This window comes from Micromonospora sonneratiae, assembly GCF_042679305.1.
GTDB classification, from domain to species: domain Bacteria; phylum Actinomycetota; class Actinomycetes; order Mycobacteriales; family Micromonosporaceae; genus Micromonospora_H; species Micromonospora_H sonneratiae.
In genome coordinates, this window is sequence record NZ_JBHTMP010000089.1 from 1 (window position 1) to 23,659 (window position 23,659).

At 68.6% G+C, this 23,659-nt stretch carries 20 protein-coding genes; 13 read left to right on the forward strand and 7 right to left on the reverse strand.

Annotated features, from left to right (window positions below):
• Window positions 1-971: PspC domain-containing protein (locus ACFQ4H_RS31760; protein ID WP_377578402.1), on the reverse strand; the 971-nt coding region annotated here is incomplete at its 3' end.
• 182 nt (window positions 972-1,153) lie between these two features.
• Between ACFQ4H_RS31760 and ACFQ4H_RS31765 the strand changes: the two genes are divergently transcribed.
• Together ACFQ4H_RS31765 and ACFQ4H_RS31770 are read left to right on the forward strand one after the other, a co-directional pair.
• A complete protein-coding gene (locus ACFQ4H_RS31765; RefSeq protein WP_377578438.1) occupies window positions 1,154-2,401 on the forward strand; it encodes a PspC domain-containing protein in 1,248 nt (415 codons plus the stop codon).
• A complete protein-coding gene (locus ACFQ4H_RS31770) occupies window positions 2,394-3,083 on the forward strand; it encodes a response regulator (protein ID WP_377578404.1) in 690 nt (229 codons plus the stop codon). The genes ACFQ4H_RS31765 and ACFQ4H_RS31770 overlap by 8 nt, the downstream gene beginning before the upstream one ends.
• Window positions 3,084-3,127: 44 nt before the next feature.
• Here the strand turns inward: ACFQ4H_RS31770 and ACFQ4H_RS31775 are convergent, their stop codons facing one another.
• The gene (locus ACFQ4H_RS31775; RefSeq protein ID WP_377578406.1) at window positions 3,128-3,865 is read right to left on the reverse strand and encodes a PIG-L deacetylase family protein; all 738 of its coding nucleotides are present in this window, start codon (window positions 3,863-3,865) and stop codon (window positions 3,128-3,130) included.
• Between the two features lie 444 nt (window positions 3,866-4,309).
• Between ACFQ4H_RS31775 and ACFQ4H_RS31780 the strand changes: the two genes are divergently transcribed.
• From ACFQ4H_RS31780 to ACFQ4H_RS31800, 5 genes are all read left to right on the forward strand, one after another.
• Window positions 4,310-5,953 (forward strand): peptide ABC transporter substrate-binding protein, encoded by a 1,644-nt coding sequence (locus ACFQ4H_RS31780; RefSeq protein ID WP_377578408.1) that lies wholly within the window; start codon window positions 4,310-4,312, stop codon window positions 5,951-5,953.
• A gap of 149 nt (window positions 5,954-6,102) precedes the next feature.
• Entirely contained in the window at window positions 6,103-7,029 is a 927-nt protein-coding gene (locus ACFQ4H_RS31785; RefSeq protein WP_377578410.1) for an ABC transporter permease, read from the forward strand.
• Window positions 7,022-7,984 carry an ABC transporter permease gene (locus tag ACFQ4H_RS31790; protein ID WP_377578412.1) on the forward strand — a complete coding sequence of 321 codons (963 nt, stop codon included), beginning with the start codon at window positions 7,022-7,024 and terminating at the stop codon, window positions 7,982-7,984. Before ACFQ4H_RS31785 ends, ACFQ4H_RS31790 begins: the two co-directional genes overlap by 8 nt.
• An 8-nt stretch (window positions 7,985-7,992) precedes the next feature.
• A complete protein-coding gene (locus tag ACFQ4H_RS31795; RefSeq protein WP_377578414.1) occupies window positions 7,993-9,030 on the forward strand; it encodes an ABC transporter ATP-binding protein in 1,038 nt (345 codons plus the stop codon).
• On the forward strand, window positions 9,023-10,039 hold the full coding sequence (locus ACFQ4H_RS31800; protein WP_377578416.1) for an ABC transporter ATP-binding protein: 1,017 nt from the start codon (window positions 9,023-9,025) through the stop codon (window positions 10,037-10,039). Before ACFQ4H_RS31795 ends, ACFQ4H_RS31800 begins: the two co-directional genes overlap by 8 nt.
• A 281-nt stretch (window positions 10,040-10,320) precedes the next feature.
• Here ACFQ4H_RS31800 and ACFQ4H_RS31805 read toward each other — a convergent pair whose 3' ends face one another.
• Together ACFQ4H_RS31805 and ACFQ4H_RS31810 are read right to left on the reverse strand one after the other, a co-directional pair.
• Window positions 10,321-10,677 (reverse strand): chorismate mutase, encoded by a 357-nt coding sequence (locus ACFQ4H_RS31805; RefSeq protein WP_377578418.1) that lies wholly within the window; start codon window positions 10,675-10,677, stop codon window positions 10,321-10,323.
• A gap of 266 nt (window positions 10,678-10,943) precedes the next feature.
• Window positions 10,944-12,791 (reverse strand): bifunctional metallophosphatase/5'-nucleotidase, encoded by a 1,848-nt coding sequence (locus ACFQ4H_RS31810; protein WP_377578420.1) that lies wholly within the window; start codon window positions 12,789-12,791, stop codon window positions 10,944-10,946.
• Window positions 12,792-13,082: 291 nt separating this feature from the next.
• Between ACFQ4H_RS31810 and pcrA the strand changes: the two genes are divergently transcribed.
• The gene (pcrA, locus tag ACFQ4H_RS31815) at window positions 13,083-15,494 is read left to right on the forward strand and encodes a DNA helicase PcrA (RefSeq protein ID WP_377578422.1); all 2,412 of its coding nucleotides are present in this window, start codon (window positions 13,083-13,085) and stop codon (window positions 15,492-15,494) included.
• A 158-nt stretch (window positions 15,495-15,652) separates the two neighbouring features.
• Here the strand turns inward: pcrA and ACFQ4H_RS31820 are convergent, their stop codons facing one another.
• Both ACFQ4H_RS31820 and ACFQ4H_RS31825 read right to left on the reverse strand, forming a co-directional pair.
• Window positions 15,653-16,450, reverse strand: coding sequence for a M23 family metallopeptidase (locus tag ACFQ4H_RS31820; protein ID WP_377578440.1), 798 nt, complete (start codon window positions 16,448-16,450; stop codon window positions 15,653-15,655).
• A gap of 293 nt (window positions 16,451-16,743) precedes the next feature.
• A complete protein-coding gene (locus ACFQ4H_RS31825) occupies window positions 16,744-17,469 on the reverse strand; it encodes a M23 family metallopeptidase (RefSeq protein ID WP_377578424.1) in 726 nt (241 codons plus the stop codon).
• A 463-nt stretch (window positions 17,470-17,932) separates the two neighbouring features.
• Here ACFQ4H_RS31825 and ACFQ4H_RS31830 point away from each other — a divergent pair, with 463 nt between their 5' ends.
• The 4 genes from ACFQ4H_RS31830 (at window position 17,933) to sucD (ending at window position 21,724) form a co-directional block, all read left to right on the forward strand.
• On the forward strand, window positions 17,933-18,337 hold the full coding sequence (locus tag ACFQ4H_RS31830) for a cobalamin B12-binding domain-containing protein (RefSeq protein ID WP_377578426.1): 405 nt from the start codon (window positions 17,933-17,935) through the stop codon (window positions 18,335-18,337).
• Window positions 18,338-18,663: 326 nt separating this feature from the next.
• On the forward strand, window positions 18,664-19,458 hold the full coding sequence (locus ACFQ4H_RS31835) for a hypothetical protein (protein WP_377578428.1): 795 nt from the start codon (window positions 18,664-18,666) through the stop codon (window positions 19,456-19,458).
• Window positions 19,459-19,656: 198 nt separating this feature from the next.
• Window positions 19,657-20,835, forward strand: coding sequence for an ADP-forming succinate--CoA ligase subunit beta (gene sucC, locus ACFQ4H_RS31840; RefSeq protein WP_377578430.1), 1,179 nt, complete (start codon window positions 19,657-19,659; stop codon window positions 20,833-20,835).
• A gap of 1 nt (window position 20,836) precedes the next feature.
• A complete protein-coding gene (sucD, locus tag ACFQ4H_RS31845; protein ID WP_377578432.1) occupies window positions 20,837-21,724 on the forward strand; it encodes a succinate--CoA ligase subunit alpha in 888 nt (295 codons plus the stop codon).
• 156 nt (window positions 21,725-21,880) lie between these two features.
• Here the strand turns inward: sucD and ACFQ4H_RS31850 are convergent, their stop codons facing one another.
• Window positions 21,881-22,144 (reverse strand): DUF4190 domain-containing protein, encoded by a 264-nt coding sequence (locus ACFQ4H_RS31850; RefSeq protein WP_377578434.1) that lies wholly within the window; start codon window positions 22,142-22,144, stop codon window positions 21,881-21,883.
• Between the two features lie 157 nt (window positions 22,145-22,301).
• Between ACFQ4H_RS31850 and ACFQ4H_RS31855 the strand changes: the two genes are divergently transcribed.
• Window positions 22,302-23,645: a cell division protein PerM gene (locus tag ACFQ4H_RS31855; RefSeq protein ID WP_377578436.1), complete on the forward strand. Its 1,344-nt coding sequence runs from the start codon at window positions 22,302-22,304 to the stop codon at window positions 23,643-23,645.
• Window positions 23,646-23,659: the final 14 nt, after the last annotated feature.

Sequence of the window (23,659 nt, forward strand, 5' to 3'; positions counted from 1 at the left end):
GGCAGCGGCTGGGGCGGGGCACCGGGCGAGGACGGTACCGGCGCGGCCGGGTACGGCACCGACGGCTGCCCGCCGGCGGGGTAGCCGGAGCTGACCGGCGGCGACACCATGGGCGGGTAGGGCCCGGTCGGCGGAACCGGCGGCGGATAGCCGGCACCGGAGTGGGGCTGACCGGGGTGGACCGGTCCGGTCCCCGGCTGGGGTGGCAGACCGGGATGCCCCATCTGTGCCATACCGAAGGGGGTGGGTGCGCCGGTCGGCATCGGTGCGCCGGCGGCCGTCGGGGCGTAGGCCGGCCCCGGGCCACCGGACGGTGTCGGTGCTCCCGCGTTCGGGACCTGGCCCCGGATGGCGTTGCGGTTCAACAGGAGCGCACCACCGATCAGGATCGCCGCGCCGAGCAGGATGGCCCGGAAGCCGTCGGTCACGATGAAACCGAAGATCACCGCGACGGTGATGGCGAGGACCAGCACGGTGGTCGGTGACATGCTCGACCGGCCCCGGCCCAGCATCGACTCCACCGGTGAAGCGGTGTCCCCCTCACCGGGGATGATCAGCCACGCCGCGACGTAGATCAGGATGCCGATCCCACCGAAGAAGCCCAGTACGGCGAGGAGCACCCGCCACAGGATCGGATCGGTGTTGGTGGCCCGACCGATGGCTGCGCAGACGCCCGCGAGGTAGCGGCCGTCCTTCGGGCGTACGAAGCCGTACCGGGAGGTGAAGGCTGTGGGGTTCGGCGGGGGTGGGCCGTACCCGGGAGGCGGTGGGGAGCCCGGCCCCGGCGGGGGTCCGCTGGTCGGCGGTGGCCCGGATGCTTCCCGCGGCTCGAACACCGAGGTGGTCTCGTCGTCCGGGAAGCCCTCCGGCGGGCTCCCCGGGGCGGGAGCCGACGGCACCGGATCGGGCTGAGCCGGGCCGATGTCATCCCCGGTGGCCGGCCTGCGGGGCACGGCAGCTTCGTCGGTCATGCTCCGATCCTCGTCCGTCGGTCACCTGAACGACCTCAGGCGCCAACCCTGAACCCACCCTGAGATCTACCAGGGCAATGTCCGGGTGGCCACCTGTGGTCGGGGGATCCGGGCGCGTGTGACGATCGAACAGCCGTCGCCGGAGGCGGCGGTAGTCGCCAGCCGAGGAGCATCTGATCAACATCGCCGCCGACCCACCCCGTCTCTACCGCGCCCGGGACCACAAGATGGTCGCCGGGGTGGCCGCCGGTATCGCCGAGCACCTGGGCATACCCGTGATGCGGGTCCGGATCGCCTTCGCCGTGCTGCTGGGCCTCAGCGGCCTGGGTGTCCTGCTCTACGCGGCGTTCTGGGCGGTGGTGCCGCTCCGGCCGGGGGCGGCCGAGGAACCACCCCGGCGGGACTTCTTCCAGCTGTTGCCCTTCGTCGCCATCGGCCTCGGCATGATCCTGATCCAGGTGCTGGTGTTCGACTCACTCGGCGTGGCCAGCACCGCCGGCTGGCTGGTCGCCATCATCGCCGTCGGCGCCGGGGTGATCTGGCACCAGTCCGCGCCCGGCCGCCGACAGCAGAGCGACACCCTGGCGGTGCCCTGGCTGGGCGCGGTGGTCGAGGAGAGCGACCGGCGGGCCTTCGTGCTCCGGTTCATCGGCGGTGGGGTCCTGGTCGCGGTCGGGATTATCGGTGTGGTCGCCGTCTACTCGCCGCGGGAGAACTTCGACGCCGTACTGAACGGCGTGATCTTCGCGCTGGTCGGGCTCGCCGGGGTCGCGGTGGTGGCCGCTCCAGCGCTGTGGCGGACGTTCAACCAGCTCCGTGCCGAGCGGGAGGCGCGGATCCGGGAGCAGGAACGGGCGGAACTGGCGGCCATGGTGCACGACCAGGTGTTGCACACGCTCGCGCTCATCATGCGTAACGCCAACGACGTCAAGACCGTCCAGCGGCTGGCCCGAGGCCAGGAACGGTCGCTGCGCAACTGGCTCTACAAGCCCACCGCCTCACCGACCGAGCGCCTCGCCGCCGCCCTGGAGCAGGCCGCCGCCGAGGTGGAGGACACCTACGCGATCACCGTGGAGACGGTGGTGGTGGGCGACCGGGAGACCGACGAGCGGGTCGGCGCGCTGGTCGCCGCCGCCCGGGAGTCGTTGGTCAACGCCGCCCGGCACGCCCAGGTCCAGACCATTTCGCTGTACGCCGAGGTCGAGCCGGAACAGATCAGTGTCTTCGTACGGGACCGGGGCGTGGGTTTCGACCCGTCTACCGTTGAGGACCGCCGGCACGGCGTACGCGGCTCGATCATCGGGCGGATGAAACGGCACGGTGGGCGGGCGGAGATCCGCAGCGAACCGGGCAGCGGCACCGAGGTGCGGCTGACCCTGCCGACCACCCGGGACGGCGCACCAGGAAGGACAGGTAGAGATCATGACTGACCAGCCGATCGGAACCTCCGAGGGCGGCAGTGCCGCCCCCCAGCGGCAGCTCCGGGTGTTCCTGGTCGACGACCACGCGATGTTCCGGGCCGGGGTCCGCGCAGAACTGGGGGCCCATGTCGACGTGGTCGGTGAGGCCAGCACGGTGGCCGAGGCGGTCAGCCGGATCGCCGCCCTGGAGCCGGACGTGGTCCTGCTCGACGTACACATGCCGGACGGTGGCGGCCGGGCGGTGCTCGACGCGATGCGGCGTACCCATCCGCAGGTACGGTTCCTGGCGCTGAGCGTGTCGGACGCGGCGGACGACGTGATCGGCCTGATCCGGGGTGGTGCCCGGGGCTACGTCACCAAGACGATCTCCCCGGACGAGTTGGCCCTGGCGATCCGCCGGGTCGCCGACGGTGACGCCGTGTTCAGCCCCCGGCTGGCCGGGTTCGTGCTGGACGCGTTCGCCGCCCGTCCGGACACGCCGGTGGCCGATCCGGAATTGGACCAGCTCACCAACCGGGAGCGGGAGGTGCTGCGGCTGCTCGCCCGGGGGTACGCCTACAAGGAGATCGCCAAGGAGCTGTTCATCTCCATCAAGACGGTGGAGACACATGTCTCAAATGTGCTGCGCAAGCTCCAGATGTCCAACCGTTACGAACTGTCCCGGTGGGCGGCGGACCGTCGACTGGTCTGATCGGGCTGTCCACTTCATCGATGTCCGATCGTCCGTAGGTGTGGTCATTCCGTTCTGAGTACGGTGAATGCCTCGGCCAGTCGGCCCTCGGGGAGCCCGGCGGACTGGGCGGTGGCCCCGAGCCAGTCCCGTAGCCAGGACTCCAGGTCCAAGTGCGCGGTCTGCGAGGTGTGTGCGCGGAGCGCGGCCACCTTGCGGTCGAACTGGTCGGTGATGTCGACCGCGTGATCCGGACCGGGGCCACCGGCGTACCAGATCTCGCGGACCACCCACGGCTCCAGCCCTTCCTCCCTGAGCAGCTCAGGAAAGGCGAACGGGTTGCGCGAGTCGGGATAGACGGCGCAGGTGGTCGCCTCGCCCACCGCGAGATGGTCGGGGTGGCTCGGCCCGGCCAGGTGTTCCCAGCGACGCAGCGGCGAACTCGTCAGTACCCGGTCCGGCCGGAACCGGCGGATGGCTGCGGTGATGTCCCGACGTAGGGCCAGGGTGGGCGAGAGCGTGCCGTCGGCGTACCCATCGAGGAATTCGACCTGATCGACCCCGACGGCGGCTGCGGCGGCCCGCTGTTCGCGCTCGCGCATCACGGGAAGCTCCTCGCGCGGTGTGTCGTCGAACCCACCCGCGTCCCCCCGGGTGACGAGGAGGTACCTGACCTCGATACCCTCGTCCGACCAGTTGGCAATGGTGCCCGCTGAGCCAAAATCGATATCATCCGGATGGGCGAATACAGCGAGTGTGCGTCGTACGTCGGAAAGTGGTTGCGCTGAGGCGGGAAAGGTCATAAAGGCTGAGCCTACGCGCAGGACGAGGGATCGGCCGCTATGACGGAATTGCTGGTCAGAGGCGTTCTCTTCGAGCTGAAATGATCTTTCTTCAGTATCGACAGCGCACCAGGCAACTAACGTCTTGATAACGGCACCTTCACGCAACGGGCTGGGCGGTGTCACAGTTGCAGTCGCCTCACCCCCCTTGCGTGAGCCACCCGGTTGGTCACCCCGATGCCCGACGAACACCCATTTCAGGGTGTCCGAGGCGTGGGATCCGGCCCGGTGTCGGGCGCTCGGGACGGCGAGGTGCCCGGCGGATCATCGGTGCATCTGGGGTGTCCCGATTCCCTGCGGTAGCTTTCCGGCGGTCGGCACCCACGCGGACTGCCGGTCGGCATCACCCCTACGTGCGTGCAGACACACGACGAAGACCCAGGTAAGAAAGAGGAGGCCCCAGGAATGAGAGTCTCGAAGCGTGCGAGCGCGGTTGCGGTGGGCGCGGCTTTCGCGCTCGTCGCGGCCGGTTGCAGCACGGGAGACGACGGCGACAAGACCGGTGGTGCCAACAGCGACGGCACCATCACGATCCACGGCACCCAGCCGGAGGTCGGTCTTGTCCCGGCGAACACCACTGAGACCGGTGGTGGCAAGATCATCGACTTCATGTGGACCGGTCTGGTCGAGTACCCCAACGACGGCGGTGCCCCCAAGAACGCCCTCGCTGAGTCGATCGAGACGGCCGACTCCAAGGTCTACACGATCAAGATCAAGAAGGGCACCAAGTTCCACGACGGCACCGAGGTGAAGGCGAAGAACTTCGTCGACGCCTGGAACTGGGGTGCCCACGCGGCCAACGGTGCGCAGGGCGCGAGCTTCTTCAGCGACATCCAGGGCTACGCCGACGTCAACCCGGCCGACCCGGACGGTGCCGACGGCCCGCAGAAGGCCCCGGAGCCGAAGTCGAAGACGATGTCCGGCCTGGAGGTCGTCGACGACTACACCTTCAAGGTGACCCTCACCGCGCCGTTCTCGATCTTCCCGACCAAGCTCGGCTACAGCGCGTACGTGCCGCTGCCGGACTCCTTCTTCACCTCGACCGCGGACGCCTTCGGGAAGAACCCGATCGGTAACGGCCCGGTGAAGTTCGTGTCGTGGCAGGACAACGTCGAGGTCAAGCTCACCCGCTTCGACGACTACACCATGGCTGACAAGGTCAAGTTCAAGGACCTGACCGTCAAGATCTACCAGGACGACACGGCCGCCTACAACGACCTGCTCTCCGGCACCCTGGACTTCATGGAGCAGGTGCCGAACTCGGCGCTGGCCGGTGACAAGTGGAAGACCGACCTGGGCGAGCGCGGCAAGAACGTGCCGACCCCGATCACCGGTCTGATCGCGTTCCCGATCTACGACAAGCGGTTCCAGAACGCCGACCTGCGCAAGGCCGTCTCGATGGCCGTCGACCGCGCGCAGATCTCCGACAAGATCTTCTTCAACTCGCGGAAGCCGGCTAACAGCTGGGCCAACCCGCTGGCTCCGGGTAACAAGGAAGGCAACTGCACCAGCTGCACCTTCAACCCGGACGAGGCCAAGAAGCTGCTGGAGAAGGCCGGTGGCTTCCAGGGCGAGATGGTCTTCTACTACAACGCTGACGCCAGCCACAAGGACTGGATGGAGGCCGTCGCGCAGAGCGTGAAGAACACGCTGGGCATCAACGCCCGCGCCGAGGGCATCCCGACCTTCGCGGTCTTCCGTCAGATGGTCAACGCGCACCAGATGAAGGGCCCGTACCGGGCGGCCTGGCAGCAGGACTACCCGGACGTGGAGAACTGGATCGGCCCGCTGTACGTGACCGGTGGTTCCTCCAACGACGGTCTCTACAGCAACAAGGAGGTCGACCGGCTGTACCGGGAGGGCACCGCGGCTGCCGACATCGACGCCGCGCACGCCAAGTTCGCCGAGGCTGTTGCCCTCGTCGACGCCGACACCCCGAGCATCCCGGTCTACTTCTACAGCAACCAGTGGGCGCACTCGGAGCGGCTGGCGAAGGTTGAGGTCACCAACGTTGGTGAGATCGACCTCGACTCGGTCGAGCTGAAGTAAGCAACTGAAAGTCCGATCCCGGGTCGGACCCGCCAACTGCGGTGGGTCCGGCCCGGGCCCGGTATCACCACCGGGTTGCGCCTGCTGCGTTCCCGGCGCGTTTCTGCCACTCGTGTCGGGCGCCCGACGCGCCCCCGTCTGGAGGACCCATGGGCCGTTACGTTTTGAGGCGGCTACTCCAACTAATCCCCGTGTTCATCGGGACCACCGTCCTGATCTATTGGCTCGTCTGGGCAGTACCCGGCGACCCCTTCGCGGGCAAGTGCGGCGACCGCCGCTGCCCGGATTCGTACATCGCGATGATGACGGAGAAGTACGCGCTCGATCAGCCGTGGCCTATCCAGTACGCGAAGTACATGCAGAACCTGCTCCAGGGTGACTTCGGTACGACGTACGGCGGTCGGTCGATCAACGAGTTGATCGCGGCGGCGTACCCCAACACCCTGAAGCTGGCGCTGGTGGCGCTGGCGATCGAGGCGCTGATCGGTATCACCGCTGGTGTGCTGACCGGCCTGCGTCGTAACGGATTCCTGGACAACCTGGTCCTGGTCTCGACGCTGTTCCTGATCGCGCTGCCGACCTTCGTCACCGGTTTCGTGCTGCAGTACCTCTTCGGTGTGAAGTGGGGCATCGTCAACCCGACCGTCTCCAACGAGGTGGGCTTCTCGGAGCTGTTGATACCCGGTTTCGTACTCGGTAGTACCTCCATGGCGTACATCGCCCGACTGACCAGAACGAGCATCGCGGAGAACCGGTCCGCCGACTACGTGCGTACCGCCATCGCCAAGGGCCTGCCCAAGCGCCGGGTGGTCGGAGTCCACCTGCTGCGCAACTCGATGATTCCGGTGATCACGTTCCTCGGAACCGACCTTGGCGGCCTGATGGGCGGCGCCATCGTCACCGAGGGCATCTTCAACATCAACGGCATCGGTCGAGAGGTCTTCCGGGCGATCGTCACCAAGGAAGGCGCGACGGTGGTGTCCATCGTCACCATCCTGGTGCTCATCTATCTGCTCATGAACCTGGTGGTCGACCTGCTCTACGCCGCCCTGGACCCGAGGATCCGTTATGAGTGACCCCACAACCGGATCGGTAGCGACCACTTCGACCGTCGCGCCTGAGAAGGCCGCGCCTGAGGGCGCCGCGCCCAAGAAGCAGGACAAGCCCCGGGGATTGCTCGGTGACGCCTGGTACGACCTGCGTCGCAAGCCACTCTTCTGGATCGCTGCCGCGTTCATCCTGTTCTTCCTGGCCATGGCGGCCTTCCCGTCGCTGTTCGCGAGTGCGGACCCGACGCACGGCCTGCTCGAGCGCAGCCGGGGCAACCCGTCAGGTGACGCCTGGTTCGGCTACGACGTGCAGGGGCGGGAGGTCTACGCCCGCGTGATTCACGGTGCCCGGGCCTCGATCATCGTTGCGGTGCTCTCCACCGTCGGCACGATCCTGATCGGCGGGGCGATGGGCATGATCGCCGGCTACCGCGGCGGCTGGGTGGACGCCATCCTGTCCCGGATCGCCGACGTGTTCTTCGGGCTACCGTTCGTCCTCGGTGCCATCGTGATCCTCTTCACCTTCAACGCACCCGGGTCGAGCAACAACCAGTGGCGCATCATGGGTCTGGTCGTCATGTCGCTGGTCGTGCTGACCTGGCCGGTGTCGATGCGGATCATGCGCTCCGCGGTGCTGGCCACCAAGGAGGCCGACTACATCGTGGCGGCTCGGGCGCTCGGCGCCGGTGCGGGACGGATCATCTTCAAGCACCTGCTGCCGAACTGCCTGGCCCCCCTGCTGGTCTACTCGACGATCCTCGTCGGGTCGTTCATCGGCGCCGAGGCCACCCTGTCGTTCCTCGGCGTTGGCCTGAAGTCGCCGGTGGTGTCCTGGGGAATCATGATCAGCGAGGCGCAGCAGTACATCCGGGTCTCGCCGCACCTGCTGTTGTTCCCCGCCACGTTCCTCGTGGCCGCCGTACTGAGCTTCGTCACGCTCGGTGAGGCAGTCCGCGAGGCTCTCGATCCGAAACTCCGGTAGGAGATCCTGTGTCCGACATACTCGTTTCTGAGCAGTCCCAAACGGATGCCACCGGACGTCCTTCCGGCCGCCTGCTTGAGGTCGAGGACCTCCGGGTGGAGTTCCGCACCCGCGATGGCGTGGCCAAGGTCATCAACGGGGTGACGTACCACGTCAACGCGGGGGAGACGCTGGCCGTACTCGGTGAATCCGGTTCCGGCAAGAGCGTCACCGCGCAGACCATCATGGGAATCCTCGACACCCCGCCGGGGTTCGTCACCGGCGGCCAGATCCGCTTCCACGGCCGCGACATGCTGACCATGTCGGCGGAGGAGCGGCGGCGGATCCGGGGCGAGGGCATCGCGATGGTGTTCCAGGACGCGCTCTCCGCACTGAACCCGGTCTTCACCGTCGGGTTCCAGATCGCCGAACAGTTCCGGTTCCGGCGGGGCATGAGCCGCGCCGACGCGAAGAAGCGCGCCATCGAGATGCTCGACCTGGTGCAGATTCCGAACGCGAAGGGGCGGGTCAACAACTATCCGCACCAGTTCTCGGGCGGTATGCGGCAGCGGGTCATGATCGCGATGTCGCTGGCCCTCGACCCCGAGGTGCTGATCGCCGACGAGCCGACGACCGCGCTCGACGTGACCGTGCAGGCGCAGATCATGGACCTGCTGGCCGAGCTGCAGCGCGAGCGCCAGATGGGCATGATCCTGATCACGCACGACCTGGGCGTGGTCGCCGACGTCGCGGACCGGATCGCGGTGATGTACGCCGGCCGGATCGTCGAGCAGGCCAACGTTCACGAGCTGTACGCGAAGCCGTCACACCCGTATACGCTGGGTCTGCTCGATTCGATCCCCCGGATCGACGAGAAGGGGCAGCAGCTACGGACGATCAAGGGGCTCCCGCCGAGCCTGCTGAACATTCCGTCCGGTTGCCCGTTCAACCCGCGTTGCCCGATGGTGCAGTCGGTGTGTCGGGAGAAGCTGCCGCCGCTGCTGCAGCTCGGCCCCACCCGGGCCAGCGCCTGCCACTTCGCTGAGGAGCTGGTGAACCGTGACTGAGACAATCCTCGAGGTCCAGGACCTGGTCAAGCACTACCCGGTGACCAGGGGGGTGGTCTTCAAGAAGACCGTCGGCCACGTCAAGGCCGTCGACGGGGTGTCGCTCGAACTGAAGCAGGGCGAGACGCTCGGTGTGGTGGGCGAGTCCGGCTGTGGCAAGTCCACGCTGGCCCGGGTGCTGATGAACCTGGAGAAGCCGACCTCGGGCACGGTGCGCTACAAGGGCCAGAACATCTTCGGCCTCAAGGGCGGCGCCATGCGCCGGATGCGCCGGCAGATCCAGCTCGTCATGCAGGACCCGTACACCTCGCTCAACCCCCGGATGACCGTCGGTGACCTGATCGGTGAGCCGTTCGAGATCCACCCGGAGGTGGCGCCGAAGGGCAGCCGTCGGAGCAAGGTCATGGACCTGCTCGACGTGGTCGGGCTCAACCCGGAGCACATCAACCGCTACCCGCACCAGTTCTCGGGCGGTCAGCGGCAGCGAATCGGGATCGCCCGGGCACTTGCCCTGCGGCCGGAGATCATCGTCTGTGACGAGCCGGTCTCCGCGCTGGACGTCTCCATCCAGGCACAGGTGATGAACCTGCTGGGCAAGCTCCAGGCCGAGTTCGGGCTGTCGTACATCTTCATCGCCCACGACCTGTCCGTGGTCCGTCACCTCTCCGACCGCGTGGCTGTCATGTACCTGGGACGGGTCGCCGAGATCGGCACCGATGAGGAGATCTACGAGCGTCCGACGCACCCGTACACCCAGGCGCTGCTGTCGGCGGTGCCGGTGCCGGACCCGACCAGCCGGGAGAGCAAGGCGATCATCCGGCTGACCGGTGACGTGCCCAGCCCGGTGGACCCGCCGTCCGGCTGCCGGTTCCGGACCCGTTGCTGGAAGGCCCAGGACATCTGCGCGACGGAGACTCCGCTGTTGATCCAGCGGGAAGGCTCCGACCACGACAGTGCCTGCCACTTCGCCGAGAAGCGGGAGATCGTCGTAACCCACGAGGCCGGATAATCATCTCGCTGGCCGGAGTCGGAGACGACTCCGGCCAGCGCAGATGTGCCTTCTCCGACCGGCGCGGGCGTGGTGACCCGATCAGGGGGTCACCGTAGCCCGTGGCCGGTCGATTTCGTTTTCTGGCATGACTCTCTGCCCCACACCCGCGCGGTCGCCCACGCCCGGCGAACAGTCCACACCCGCGCGGTCGCCCACGCCCGGCGAGTAGTCCACGCCCGGCACTCGTTCCGTACCTGGCGGCCGTTCCGTGCCCGGCAGCCTTACAGTGGCCGGCAGCCTTACAGCGGCCCACGGCCGGCCCGCAGCAGAAGCAATGCCAGCTGCGTTCCGTCAGCGCCCAACGCCTCCCGGAAGCGCTCCAGGATCTTCCGTTCCCGGGCGAGGACGAGCCGGGTACCCCCGGAAGCCAGCCGGGTGGCACCGATCTCCTGGGACAGGGCCGCACGCTCCCGCCAGAGCTCGATCAGCGCGTTGTCGATGTCGTCGATGCGCTCCCGGATCTCCGCGATGCGCTCGGCGGCCTCCGGAGCGTCCGTACCGGTCTGGGCGTCGGCGCCGGTGCCGCCGCGCGGGCCACTGGCTGGGCCGCTGGCGGTCTCGGCGTCGGCGGGCTGCTCGACCATGTTGGTAATCATCGGGTACTCCCTCGTAAGACAGGCCACGGTGTCCGGATTCCCGAAGCAAAAAGCCCCGGGCTCCAGGAGCCCGGGGCTTTTCGTAGGTCTTTCGATCAGGCGCGACCTACGGCTGCCGGACTCCCGGAGCCGTAGTAAAAGTAGAAACGCACCTGCTCGAACACGGGGTCGAGTATGCCGAGTGCGTCAGCCCCGGCGCAAGCATTCCGGCTGGGAAGGGCCCCTTCCGCTACAGAAAACGATGAAAAGGGGCCCTCCCCAACCGATCAGCCGAGCCGGGTGATCCGGTTGGCCGGCCCCGGGGCCACCGGCGCGCCGGCACCGAGGTACGCCACCAGGGCGTCCACGTCGAAGCCGGCTGCGATGGTGCGGTTGGTACCGCCCCTGAGCGTGGTGAAACCGTCACCACCGTTGGCGAGGAAGTCGTTGGTGGTGACCCGGTAACTGGCTGCCGGATCGATCGGCGCGCCGTTCAGAGCCAGTGCACTGACCCGGTCACCCACCGGCCGGGTGGTGTCGTACGAGTAGCTGAAACCGGCTGAGACCTGGAGGATCCGTTGCGCGGTCTGCCCGTTGAAGCCCGGGAACTGCTGCTCCAGCACGTCCTTGAGCTGTGCCCCGGTCAGGGTCTGCGTCACCACCAGGTTGTTGAACGGCTGGACGGTGAAGGCCTCACCGTAGGTCACCTCTCCCGGGTCCTCGTCCCCGGCGGAGGCGGCGTACGGCAGTGAGGCACGGATGCCACCCGGGTTCATCAGGGCGATCTGCGAGCCGTTGCTGGCGGTCCAGGCGAGCTGGGCGTCGGCGATGACGTCGCCCAACGGGCTCTCCTGGTTGGGCTGGACGTCCCGGACGATGTCCCCGGTGATGCGGCCGATGACGCGGTTCGCGATCGGCGCGACCGCCCGGCGGTACTTGTCGGCGAGGGCCTTCGCACCCGGATCGACCAGGTCCGGGTTACGGACGAAGTTGCCCGGCGAGATCTCCTGCCAGGTGCCGTCCGGGTTGCGGACACCGTTCTCGACGATCACGTTACGGGCGGAGATCTCCGCGAACCGACCGGTCCGCCGGTCGAGCGTGTAGTCGATGTCGGTGACCAGCTGTCCGTTGGTGCCGGCACTGGTGACCACGCTGTGCGCGCCGGACGAGTTCGGCAGCGAGCAGGAGTAGAAGCGGTGCGTGTGCCCGGAGACGACCAGGCCGAACTCGGGCCGTAGGCCGGCCACGATCGGCACGATCGGGCCGGAGAAGTTGGCGCAGTCGGAGACGCCCGGGGTGCTCGGGGGCGGTGACTGGGCGCCACCCTCGTGGATGAGCAGCACCATTGCCCGGACCCCGAGCAGCTTCAGCCGGCCGGCCCACTTGTTGGCCGTCTCGACCTCGTCCTTGAAGTCGACGGTGGTGATGCCGGCGGGGTTGACGATGTCGGGGGTGCCTTCGAGCGTCACACCCACGAAGCCGACCGGTACGCCGCCGATGAGGCGTACGGCCACGGGCGGCAGGATCGGCAGGCCGGTGCGCTTGTTCACCGTGTTCGCGGCGAGGTAGGTGAACTTCGCTCCCGCGAACCCGTCGCCGTCCTGACAGCCGTCGACCGGGTGGCAGCCGCCCCGGTTGAGCCGTAGCAGCTCGTCGACGCCCTCGTCGAACTCGTGGTTACCGACCGAGCTGATCTCCAGCCCGATCTGGTCCATCAGCTCGATCGTCGGCTCGTCGTGGAACGCGGCGCTGATCAGCGGGGTGGCGCCGATCAGGTCGCCGGCGCCGACGGTGATGGTCCTGCGACCTTCCGAGGCGGCCTCGGTCCGCAGCTTCTTCAGCGAGGTGGCGAGGTATTCCACCCCGCCGGCCGGGGTGCCGTTGACGGTGGCGCCGCTACCCGTAGGTGGGTCGATCGCACCATGGAAGTCGTTGTAGCTGAGGAAGTTTCCTCTGACCAGGGTGCGCGACGGCAGGCCGTAGGAGATGGAGACCGGGGCCAGGTTCGCCGGCGGTGCGGCGTTGGCCGGAGCGGGCCTGGAGGCCATCGGCAGCGCGCTGAGCAGCGTAAGCGCGAGGACCGATGCTACGAGAGGTCGTCTCGTTGCCCGGCCGCGCGAGCGCGGTTGACTCATGATGTTTCTCCCAATGAGGTACGGGGGAGGATGCATGGGCGTTACCCGATCATCGTTCTCGGCCGGGCACGGATGCGCCAGACCTCACAGGTGACGGCTTGGTTGCTGATGTCGTCCTTCGATGGGTCGGCCGGGGGTCGACGTCTTCCGTCGATGGGCGAACCGGCACCGGCCCCGGCGCCGGCCCCGGGCCAGTACGGCATGGCGGCACGGCAGGCCACGGGGGCACGGGGGTGCGGGCCCGTACGGCGGCGTGGAGATGTCCGACCGGCGGCATAGACTCGCCCTGCGATGCATCCTCTCTTCGAACTCCCGCCCATCGGCGATCAACCGCCGTCCCAGTCCCCAGCCCGCCCCCGGCCCCCGGCCCCCGGGCTCGACCCACAGGCTCTGCTGACCGGGCTCAACGGCCCGCAGCGGGACGCGGTGACCCATGCCGGCTCCCCGTTGCTGATCGTGGCCGGTGCGGGCTCGGGTAAGACCCGGGTGCTCACCAACCGGATCGCCTATCTGCTGGCCGCCCGGGAGGTGCATCCGGGCGAGATCATCGCCATCACCTTCACCAACAAGGCGGCCGGTGAGATGAAGGAGCGGGTGGCTGCCCTGGTCGGTCCCCGGGCCCGGCTGATGTGGGTGTCGACGTTCCATTCCGCCTGTGTCCGTATCCTGCGGGCGGAGCACGAGCACGCCGGGTTGAAGCCGACCTTCTCCATCTACGACGCGGACGATTCGCGGCGGCTGATGCAACTGGTTGCCCGGGAGCTCGATCTCGATCCGAAGCGCTATCCGGCCCGCGGACTGGCGGCCCAGGTCTCCAACCTCAAGAACGAGCTGGTCGACCCGGAGGAGTTCGCCGGGCGGGCCAAGGGCCCCAACGAGCGGGCGCTGGCCGAGGTCTACACCCGCTACCAGCAGCGTCTGCGGGAGGCACACGCCCTCGACTTCGACGACCTGATCATGACGACGGTCCATCTGCTACAGGCACATCCGCACGTTGCCGAAAGCTACCGTCGGCGGTTCCGGCACGTGCTGGTCGACGAGTACCAGGACACCAACCACGCGCAGTACGTACTGATCAAGGAGTTGGTGGGCGACGGCGCGCCCGGCCTACCGCCGGCCGAGCTGTGCGTGGTCGGCGACGCCGACCAGTCGATCTACGCCTTCCGGGGTGCGACGATCCGCAACATCCTGGAGTTCGAGCGCGACTTCACCGACGCCCGCACCATCCTGCTGGAGCAGAACTACCGCTCCACCCAGACGATCCTCACCGCCGCCAACGCGGTCATCGACAACAACTCGTCTCGTAAGCCGAAGCGGCTGTGGAGCGACCAGGGGGCCGGGGAGCAGATCGTCGGCTACGTCGCCGACACCGAGCATGCCGAGGCCGACTGGGTGGCCCGGGAGATCGACCGGCTGTGTGACGATGACCACGCCCGTCCGGGCGAGGTGGCGGTCTTCTACCGCACCAACGCCCAGTCCCGGGTGTTCGAAGACGTGTTCATCCGGGTCGGCCTGCCCTACAAGGTGGTCGGTGGGGTCCGCTTCTACGAGCGTAAGGAGGTCCGCGACGCGCTGGCCTACCTGCGGGCCGTGGTCAACGACGACGACACGGTGAGCCTGCGCCGCATCCTCAACACCCCGCGTCGGGGCATCGGAGACCGGGCAGAGGCCTGTGTGGAGGCGCTGGCGACCCGCGACCGGATCTCCTTCGGTGCGGCGCTGCGCCGGGCGGCCAGCGCCCCCGGCATCTCCACCCGGGCGGCGAACGGCATCGCCGACTTCGTCGCGCTGCTCGACGAGATCCGGGAGATGGCCACCACCGCCCTGCCCGAGGAGGTGCTGGAGGCGGTGCTCACCCGCTCCGGCTATCTCAGCGAACTGGAGGAGAGCCTCGACCCGCAGGATGCCGGTCGGGTGGAGAACCTCCAGGAGTTGGTGAGCGTCGCCCGGGAGTACACCGAACGGATCGAGGCGCAGACCGAGGAGGGGGCGGGGGCGACCCTCGCCGGCTTCCTGGAGCAGGTGGCCCTGGTCGCCGACGCCGACCAGGTCCCGTCCGACGACCCCGACCATCAGGGGGTGGTCACCCTGATGACCCTGCACACCGCCAAGGGGCTGGAGTTCCCGGTGGTGTTCCTGACCGGTCTGGAGGACGGCGTCTTCCCCCACCTGCGTTCACTGGGTGACACCCGGGAACTGGAGGAGGAACGGCGGTTGGCCTACGTCGGCATCACCCGGGCCCGCCAGCGGCTCTACCTGTCCCGGGCGGTCACCCGCTCGGCATGGGGCCAGCCGTCGTACAACCCGCCCTCCCGCTTCCTCGACGAGCTGCCGGGCGATCTGGTGCGCTGGGAGCGTACCGAGGGTGCCTACACGTCGTGGTCGGGCACGGGGGGCGGCGTGGGTGGTCGGTCCGGCGCCGCGGTCCGGCCAGCGTCGGTGCGTGGCGGCTTCTCCGGCGGTACGGCGAAGGCGGCCCAGTTGGCGCAGCGCCTGGGGGTCGACGGAAGTCAGCTGGCCACCGCCAGTGAATTGCCCAGGGCACCCAAGGTGGCGGTCGGCGACCGGGTCAACCACCAGCGCTACGGGCTGGGCCGGGTGCTGGCCGTGGAGGGGCACGGGCCGGGCGCACGCGCCCAGATTGACTTCGGGGACCAGACCCTGTGGCTCGTGCTGCGGCATGCGCCGATCGACAAGCTCTGACCGGGGGTACGCGAAGGCTGCCTCCTGTCCCTACCGCACGTACGACGATGCCCGGTCCGCCAAGCGGACCGGGCATCGTCGTGGGGGGAGTGGCAGTGCTTCAGGGCTGCGGCGTCAGCGCCGCCGCGCCTCGTTGCGCCAGCGTCGCTTCAGTTGCCTCAGCAGCCGAGGTTGACGCCGCGCGCCCGCATCCAGGGACCCGGGTCGAGCTGGTTCCACAGGCCGTTGTGCACCTCGAAGTGCAGGTGGGGCCCGGTGGAGTCGCCGGTCGACCCCTCGTATCCGATGACCGTGCCGGGGGAGACCTTCTGGCCCACCGAAACTGCGGTGGCGTTCATGTGGGCGTAGTGCGTCAGGTAGCCGTTGCCGTGGTCGATGACCACCGAGATGCCGTAGCCGGTGAACGCCCAGCCGGCGGTGGTGACGGTGCCGGCGGCAGCGGCGCGGATCGGGGTGTTCGCCGGCAGGGCCAGGTCGATACCGGCGTGCAGCACGCCCCACCGCTGACCGAAGCAGGAGGTGGTCTCGGCGCCCGGCATCGGGTGCACCCAGTCAGCCTTGGGCTTGGCCACCGTGGTGGCCTTCTTCTGGGCCGGCGTCGACTCCTGTGCGGCGGGCTTCGACTCCTTGGTGGCGGTCTCGCCAGCCGGGGTGCTGGTCGACGGGCTGGGGGACACCAGCGTGGTGTCGGTGGCCGAGGGGGTCGGCTCGGCGGCGCTGTCCCGCTCGGAGCGGTTCGCGCGGTCGGCGGCCTCGACCCGGGCCCGCTCGTCCATCGCTACCGACGAGTCGCTGCCACCGTCCGGGGTGACGGCGGCGGAGACACCGGCGATTCCGAGGCCGACCAGCGCTACGAGCGCCGCAGCGAGATAGGGGGTACGGCCCGCCAACTTGCGGGGGAGACGGTGACGGCCCACCTCGGCATCGTGCTCGGGGGCGTCGGTGTGGTTCTCGATCGACTCGTTTTCCTGCACGGGGGGAACCTTTGGGTCGAGGGGCACGGACCCGCAAATAGTGGTTTGCGCCGACGCTGACCAGGGGAAAGGGGTAACAGGCGGGGGCTGGTGCGGCAGTCCTGGCGCCGGACCGATGTCCGGGTATCGCCGGTTACTGACCGCGCGGCAAGTGACCGGGGACAGTGGTGCTGCTCACACTGCCCGATGTGGCGTAGGAAACTTTAGCGGAGAGTGATCAAACAAAAACCGCCCGAACCGTGAGGTCCGGGCGGTTGGTTGGACAGCGCGAAGAGTCAGGGGACGGTCACGTCAGCGAAGGTAGGTTCCATTTCCAGCTTGATGTCCACTCCCCGCTCCTGGAGCCAGGGAACCGGGTCTCTCGGCTCGCCATTGACATGGACCTCGAGATGTAGTTGAGGCCCGTAGGCGTGGCCGGTGCTGCCGACCAGGCCGAGCTGGTCACCCGCCTTGACCTGCTGGCCTTCCTTCACCAGCAGCTTGGACGAGTGCCCGTAGATCGACTCGCTGCCGTCGGCGTGCTTGACGATCACGCAGTAGCCGTAGCCGCCGTACCATCCGGCCTTGGTGACGGTGCCGGCGCTGATCGCCTGGTACGGGGTGCCCTCGGGAGCGGCCAGGTCGATCCCGGTGTGCAGCTTTCCCCACTGCAGGCCGTACGGGCTGGTGAAGCTGTAGCCGTGTAGTGGCAGGCGCCAGACGTCGGATTCGCCGGCGGTCGCGGCACCGGTGAGGGCACGGGGACTGTCCCGGGAGGCGCGGTCGGCATCGGTGGCGCGCTCTGCGGCAGCGGCGCTGATCGCCGCGTCGTTCGCCAGATCGGCGGCGAGGGTGGTCGGGTCGACCGTCTTGGCGTCCGGCAGGGCGCTGGCACCGAGGGCGACGAGCCCGGCGCCGACGAAAGCGGTGGTTACGACAGCGGCGTAGCGGCTACGCGGAGGGGTGGGTACGCGACGCCGCCCGCGATATCGATCGGGCTCAGACGACAGGCGCTGACGCACGCGTAGCCTCCGTTATCGGGTCAATAATGCGGCTTCGCCAGGCTTGTCAAGTGCTGTCAACCCTGGATCACCGCGTCGTCACCCGGCTGTGGGCCTGATGGCAACCGTTGGACACGGTAGCCAACCCCTGCACGAGTCACAAGCCGCATCGCCAAATCGCCGGTACGGAGTGCGGCCGTCCGTTATGGAATAACCTGAGTCGTAACCTTTTATGAATAGGGTCGTTATCGCGCTCGGTTGTCAGGTCGGCGGCAGATCGTAGTCGGAGCCGACACGGCGGAACCGTGGATTCGCTGGTGCGTTCGGTCCGACCGGCGGCATCGTGCCTGCTCGGCCGCTCGGGTCGGGTGCTTTCCGGTCGATGGGTGAGGTCGTCGCCACTCCCGGGTTCCGGGGCGGCCGGGGCGCGGGTTACCGTTCGTTCAGGTAGTTGCCGCGGATGCCCTGGAAAGGTGTTGCGCTGATGAGCTCTCGAATTCGGGTCGTCGTGGCCAAGCCGGGGCTGGACGGGCACGATCGTGGTGCGAAAGTGGTCGCGCGGGCGTTGCGGGACGCCGGCATGGAGGTCATCTACACCGGCCTGCACCAGACGCCCGAGCAGATCGTCGAGGCCTCGATCCAGGAGGACGCCGACGCCGTGGGGCTGTCCGTACTCTCCGGTGCGCACATGACGCTCTTCCGGCGGGTGCTGGAGTTGCTGGCCGAGCGGGACGCCCGGGACATCGTCGTGTTCGGTGGCGGCATCATTCCGGACGGCGACATCCCGGAGTTGGAACGGCTCGGGGTCGCGAAGATCTTCACGCCCGGAGCGACGACGAAGTCGATCGTGGACTGGGTCCAGGAGAACGTCGCCCGCCAGGTCGTCTGAACGCCCGGTCGGCTGGGACGGGACGGGGGAGAGGCCGGACGCACCCCTCACACGTCCGGCCTCTCTATGCACGATGCCCCGCCGCCACCCCTCGACCGACAGGGCATCGGCCGCTCCCGCCATCGCGCTCGTTCGCGCTCTGACATCTGACTCAACGACGGCTGCCCGCCCGGGTTACGCAGACTGCCCAAAAGATCCCGGAGGGATTTCGGGGTCGGGGCCGTAGCGGGATTCTGGCCAGCCGCTGTCGGTCGTAACCTGTGCCGGTCGATGATCCATGCGGGTCGTCGGCGCCGCCGTCGTCAGGAGTCGTCAGGAGCAGGACCGTGACCGTTCCTCCGCAGCAGCCGCCGACCGGCGGTTGGACGCAGCCGTCGGGGCAGCCGGGCTGGCCGCCCCAGCAGCAGGTACCGCCCCAGCAGATGCCGCCGGGCTGGCAGCAGCCACCGCCTCCACCGGGCGGGTGGCAACAGCCGCCGTCAGCCCAGCCAGGTGGCTGGGCACCCCAGCCGGGGCAGCCGGGGCAGCCGGGCTGGCCACCGCCGCACCAGCCCCAGCCGGCCCCGGTGGTCAAACGGATCCCGGAGGACCAGCCGTTCACCGTCCGGCCGAGCGCGGGCAAACGTGGCCTGGTCTTCGGTGGCCTGTTCCTGTTCCTGATGCTGCTGATGGCCTGCCCGTTCGGCCTCACGGTCGCCGACGGTGACGACGACGCGCTGCTCATCTTCGGTTTCGGCCTCGGGATCGTCGGTCTCGTCATCGCCGCGCTCTTCGGTTTCCAGATCTGGCTGCTGGCCTCCGGCGGCCCGGTGCTGGCGGTCGGGCCCACCGGTTTGTGGATCAAGACCCGACCCACCCGGGGACAGGCGGTCTGGCTGCCGTGGGAGGCCATCGAGCGGGTCTACCGGCGCCGCTGGGCGCTGGAGAAGGTGGTCTGCGTCAAGCCACGCGATCCGCGCGCGATCGGTAACCTCGGGGCGTACACCGCGCTGGACAGCAGCATGCAGCAGGCGGTCTTCGGAACCGGGCTCACCGCCACGGTGAACTTCGCGGACCGGTCCGAAGCAGAGATCATGCAGGCGATCAGCCACTATTCGGCAGGTCGGTGCCCGGTAGGCTGAATTTCGCCGGGCCTGGGGACACCGGGCCGGGGCCAACTCCTGTGCATTACCGCACACCATGCACCCGCTCGGTTGCCGGCGGTGTCCACCTCGCTAGGCTGCCGTCGATGGCCTGTTCAACTGCGGCAGGCGTCAACTCAATTCACGCTGGCGGGCGGCGCGACGGCGCGCCGCGGAGACGGGACGGGACGCGCAACCGTGGACCTGTACGAATACCAGGGGCGTGAGCTGTTCGAGCGGCACGGGTTGCCCGTGTTGGCCGGCGGCGTCGCCACGACCCCGGAGGAGGCCCGTGCGATCGCCGAGCGCCTCGGTGACCGGGTGGTCGTCAAAGCTCAGGTGAAGGTCGGTGGCCGGGGTAAGGCCGGCGGGGTGAAGCTCGCCGAGGGCATCGAGGAGACGGTGGCCCGGGCGAACGACATCCTGGGCATGGACATCAAGGGTCACACTGTCCACAAGGTCATGATCACGGTGACCGCCGACATCGCTGAGGAGTACTACTTCTCCTACCTGCTCGACCGGGCCAACCGCACGTTCCTCTGCATCGCCAGCGTCGCTGGTGGCATGGACATCGAGCAGGTTGCCGCCGAGACCCCGGAGAAGGTCGCCAAGGTCGCCATCGACGCGAGCGTCGGGGTGGACGAGGTGAAGGCCCGCGAGATCGTCACTGCTGCCGGGTTCCCGGCCGAGGTCGCCGACCAGATCACCGACATCGCGGTCAAGCTGTGGCAGACGTTCGTCGCCGAGGACGCCACGCTGGTGGAGGTCAACCCGCTGGCCAAGACGGCGGACGGCAAGGTGCTCTGCCTCGACGCGAAGGTGACGCTCGACGGCAACGCGGCGTTCCGTCACCCGGACCACGAAGCGCTGGTCGACCAGGCTGCCGTGGACCCGCTGGAGCAGCGGGCGAAGGAGAAGGACCTCAACTACGTCAAGCTCGACGGTGAGGTCGGCATTATCGGCAACGGCGCGGGCCTGGTCATGTCCACCCTCGACGTGGTCGCCTACGCGGGTGAGCGGCACGGTGGGGTCAAGCCGGCCAACTTCCTCGACATCGGTGGCGGTGCCAGCGCTGCGGTGATGGCCAACGGGCTGGAGATCGTACTGTCCGACCCGTCCGTCCGGAGCGTCTTCGTCAACGTCTTCGGTGGCATCACCGCCTGCGACGAGGTGGCGAACGGCATCGTCCAGGCGCTGGACCTGCTGGAGCAGCGCGGCGAGAAGGTCACCAAGCCGCTGGTCGTCCGGCTGGACGGAAACAACGCCGAGGCGGGGCGGGCGATTCTCGACGACGCCGCCAACCCGCTCGTCGAACGGGTGGACACGATGGATGGCGCGGCCGAGCGTGCCGCCGAGCTCGCGGCTGCGGGGGTCTGACATGGCAATCTGGCTGACCAAGGACTCGAAGGTCATCGTCCAGGGGATGACCGGCTCCGAGGGTATGAAGCACACCCGCCGGATGCTGGCGGCCGGCACGAACGTCGTCGGTGGCGTCAACCCGCGCAAGGCGGGGCAGAGCGTCGACTTCGACGGTACGGAACTGCCGGTCTTCGCCAGCGTGGCGGACGCCATCCAGGCCACCGGTGCGGATGCCACGGTCATCTTCGTACCGCCGCAGTTCACCAAGGCTGCGGTGATCGAGGCGATCGACGCCGGCATCGGCCTGGCTGTGGTGATCACCGAGGGCGTGCCGGTGCACGACACCGCCGCGTTCTGGGCCTACAACGTGGCCAGGGGCGAGCAGACCCGGATCATCGGCCCCAACTGCCCGGGCATTGCCTCGCCCGGCGCGTCGAACGCCGGCATCATCCCCGCCGACATCACCGGCTCCGGCCGGATCGGCCTGGTCAGCAAGAGCGGCACGCTGACCTACCAGATGATGTACGAGCTGCGTGACATCGGCTTCTCGACGTGCGTCGGCATCGGTGGCGACCCGGTCATCGGCACCACCCACATCGACGCGCTGGCGGCCTTCGAGGCCGACCCGGACACCGATGCGATCGTGATGATCGGTGAGATCGGTGGCGATGCCGAGGAGCGTGCCGCCGAGTTCATCAAGACCAACGTGACCAAGCCGGTGGTCGGCTACATCGCCGGCTTCACCGCTCCCCCCGGTAAGACCATGGGGCACGCCGGTGCGATCATCTCCGGTTCGGCCGGTACCGCGGACGCCAAGCAGGCGGCGCTGGAGGCGGTCGGGGTCAAGGTCGGCAAGACGCCGACCGAGACCGCCCGTCTGATGCGCGAGATCATGTCCGGTAGCTGAAGTACCACCCGTGTCGAGGCCGGCCGCTGATGCGGCCGGCCTCGCCGTTTTTTCCCGACAGTTCCCGACAGTCCGGACGGTCCCGCTCTTTCCGCCGACCTCGTGGTTCTCCCGGCCGGTCCCGCCGTTCCTGCCGCCCGTATCGGGCGTTGTCGACTATTCGAACCCGGGATAGTTGCCGGTGGTCTGAAGGATCACGCCGCCCACGATATTGACTATGCTCAGCACGATGGCCACCCAGCCCAGTGCTGGCGACTTGCCGAAGCGTTTGGCGTCCCGGATGGACAGATAGCCGAAGACGAGTCCGAGGATGCCGCAGCAGATCAGACCGATCACAATGCCAAGTACGCCCCAAAGGGTGCTGCGATCCTTGCCGGCAACCGGCGGGGGCGGCGGGGGCGGTGGATATGGAGCTGACACGGCACCTCCGCGAAGCCTTTTCGCGATTCCTGGTTATCGCGGTATTTATCCGAGGCTAACCCTTAGTAGGGTGAAACACGTGCATATCACGAAAGTCGTGTTGCGATGGGTGGTGTCGGCCGGCAGCCGATGCATCGGCATGTCAGAGTAGGAACCAATGCCACCCGTCTCCCCTGACCCGTCCCAGCGCCCCGCTCGTCCCGCTACTTCGGAGAACGACGGAACCAGCCCAGTCGACGCCCGGCCCGAGCCAGCCGAGGCACGTCGAGGGCCGGTCGGTCGTCCGCCAGCGCAGCGTTCCGGAGCGGGGGCGCGTAGTGGAACCACATCACAACCCCGGCGGCGCGCGCCGCTGGCGGTTGCCGCCGGTGTGAACACCGGCTGGGCAGCGCTGGTCTCGTTCCTACCGGTCGTCATCGTGATGGCCATGGCCCGACTCGCCGAGGATTCCGCCACCCTCAGCGGTGCTGCCCGCGTCGGCCTTGCCGGATGGCTGCTCGGCCATGGAGTTCCGCTCGGCACCGACGCCGGCCCGATCGGGCTGCCTCCGCTGGCGCTGGCGGTACTGGCCGCCTGGCGGGTCGCCAGAGCCGGAGTGAACACCAGCCGGGCCATCGGTGCCCGGCAGCGCGGATCGCTGCGTGACGCACTGGCCGTCGCGGGCGCGGTAGGCATCTTCTACGGACTGGTCGGCACCATCGCGGCAGCGCTCGTCAGTACGGGAGGGCTGAACGTGTCCGCGCCACGTGCGGCTCTCACCTTCACCGTGTTCGGCGGGCTCGCTGCGTTGGCCGGCTCGCTGCGTACCACCGCAGCCCTGGACGTGCTGGCCGACCGGACTCCGGTCGTCCTCCGGGACGGAGTGCGTACCGGGCTGGTCGCCGCGCTGCTCCTGCTCGGTGCCGGGGCCGCAGCGGCGGGACTCGCCGTGGCCACCGGTGGCGGCGAGGCCAGTGACATGATCGGCGCCTACCGGACCGGGGTGGCCGGCCAGGCGGGAATCACCCTGGTCAGCGTCGCCTACGCGCCGAATGCCGTTGTCTGGGCGGCGTCCTACCTGCTCGGGCCGGGATTCGCGGTCGGTGCCGACACCGCGATCCGTACCACCGAGGTGTCCGTGGGCGCGCTGCCGGCCGTACCTTTGATCGCCGGTCTGCCGAGCGGACCTGTCGGTGGCTTCGGTGCCGCGATGCTGGCCGTGCCGGTGCTGGCCGCGATGGCCGCAGGTTGGCTGGCCACCCGACGTGCGATGCGGGCCGGGGGCCGGGACGAGACAACGATCGGTTGGGCCCGCCTGATCGGCGGGGCAGTGGTAGGCGGACCGGTCGGCGGTGTGGTCCTCGGTCTTGTCGCGCTGCTCTCCGGCGGCCCGTTGGGCGGCGGGCGGTTGGCCGTGATCGGCCCGGTGCCCTGGCAGGTCTCAGCCGTCGCGACGGTGGTGCTGGCGGTGGGGGCCGTGATCGGCACCGCAGCCGCCCGGGCGGTAGCCGGCCGCACCTGAGGGCGCGGCACGGT

Excerpts from the sequence above, each read along its gene's own strand:
- ACFQ4H_RS31780 (WP_377578408.1), top strand. The coding sequence starts at position 4,310 with ATGAGAGTCTCGAAGCGTGCGAGCGCGGTTGCGGTGGGCGCGGCTTTC.
- ACFQ4H_RS31805 (WP_377578418.1), bottom strand. The coding sequence starts at position 10,677 with ATGATTACCAACATGGTCGAGCAGCCCGCCGACGCCGAGACCGCCAGC.
- ACFQ4H_RS31775 (WP_377578406.1), bottom strand. The coding sequence starts at position 3,865 with ATGACCTTTCCCGCCTCAGCGCAACCACTTTCCGACGTACGACGCACA.
- ACFQ4H_RS31855 (WP_377578436.1), top strand. The coding sequence starts at position 22,302 with ATGCCACCCGTCTCCCCTGACCCGTCCCAGCGCCCCGCTCGTCCCGCT.
- ACFQ4H_RS31770 (WP_377578404.1), top strand. The coding sequence starts at position 2,394 with ATGACTGACCAGCCGATCGGAACCTCCGAGGGCGGCAGTGCCGCCCCC.
- ACFQ4H_RS31785 (WP_377578410.1), top strand. The coding sequence starts at position 6,103 with ATGGGCCGTTACGTTTTGAGGCGGCTACTCCAACTAATCCCCGTGTTC.
- sucD (WP_377578432.1), top strand. The coding sequence starts at position 20,837 with ATGGCAATCTGGCTGACCAAGGACTCGAAGGTCATCGTCCAGGGGATG.
- ACFQ4H_RS31790 (WP_377578412.1), top strand. The coding sequence starts at position 7,022 with ATGAGTGACCCCACAACCGGATCGGTAGCGACCACTTCGACCGTCGCG.
- ACFQ4H_RS31810 (WP_377578420.1), bottom strand. The coding sequence starts at position 12,791 with ATGAGTCAACCGCGCTCGCGCGGCCGGGCAACGAGACGACCTCTCGTA.
- ACFQ4H_RS31830 (WP_377578426.1), top strand. The coding sequence starts at position 17,933 with ATGAGCTCTCGAATTCGGGTCGTCGTGGCCAAGCCGGGGCTGGACGGG.
- pcrA (WP_377578422.1), top strand. The coding sequence starts at position 13,083 with ATGCATCCTCTCTTCGAACTCCCGCCCATCGGCGATCAACCGCCGTCC.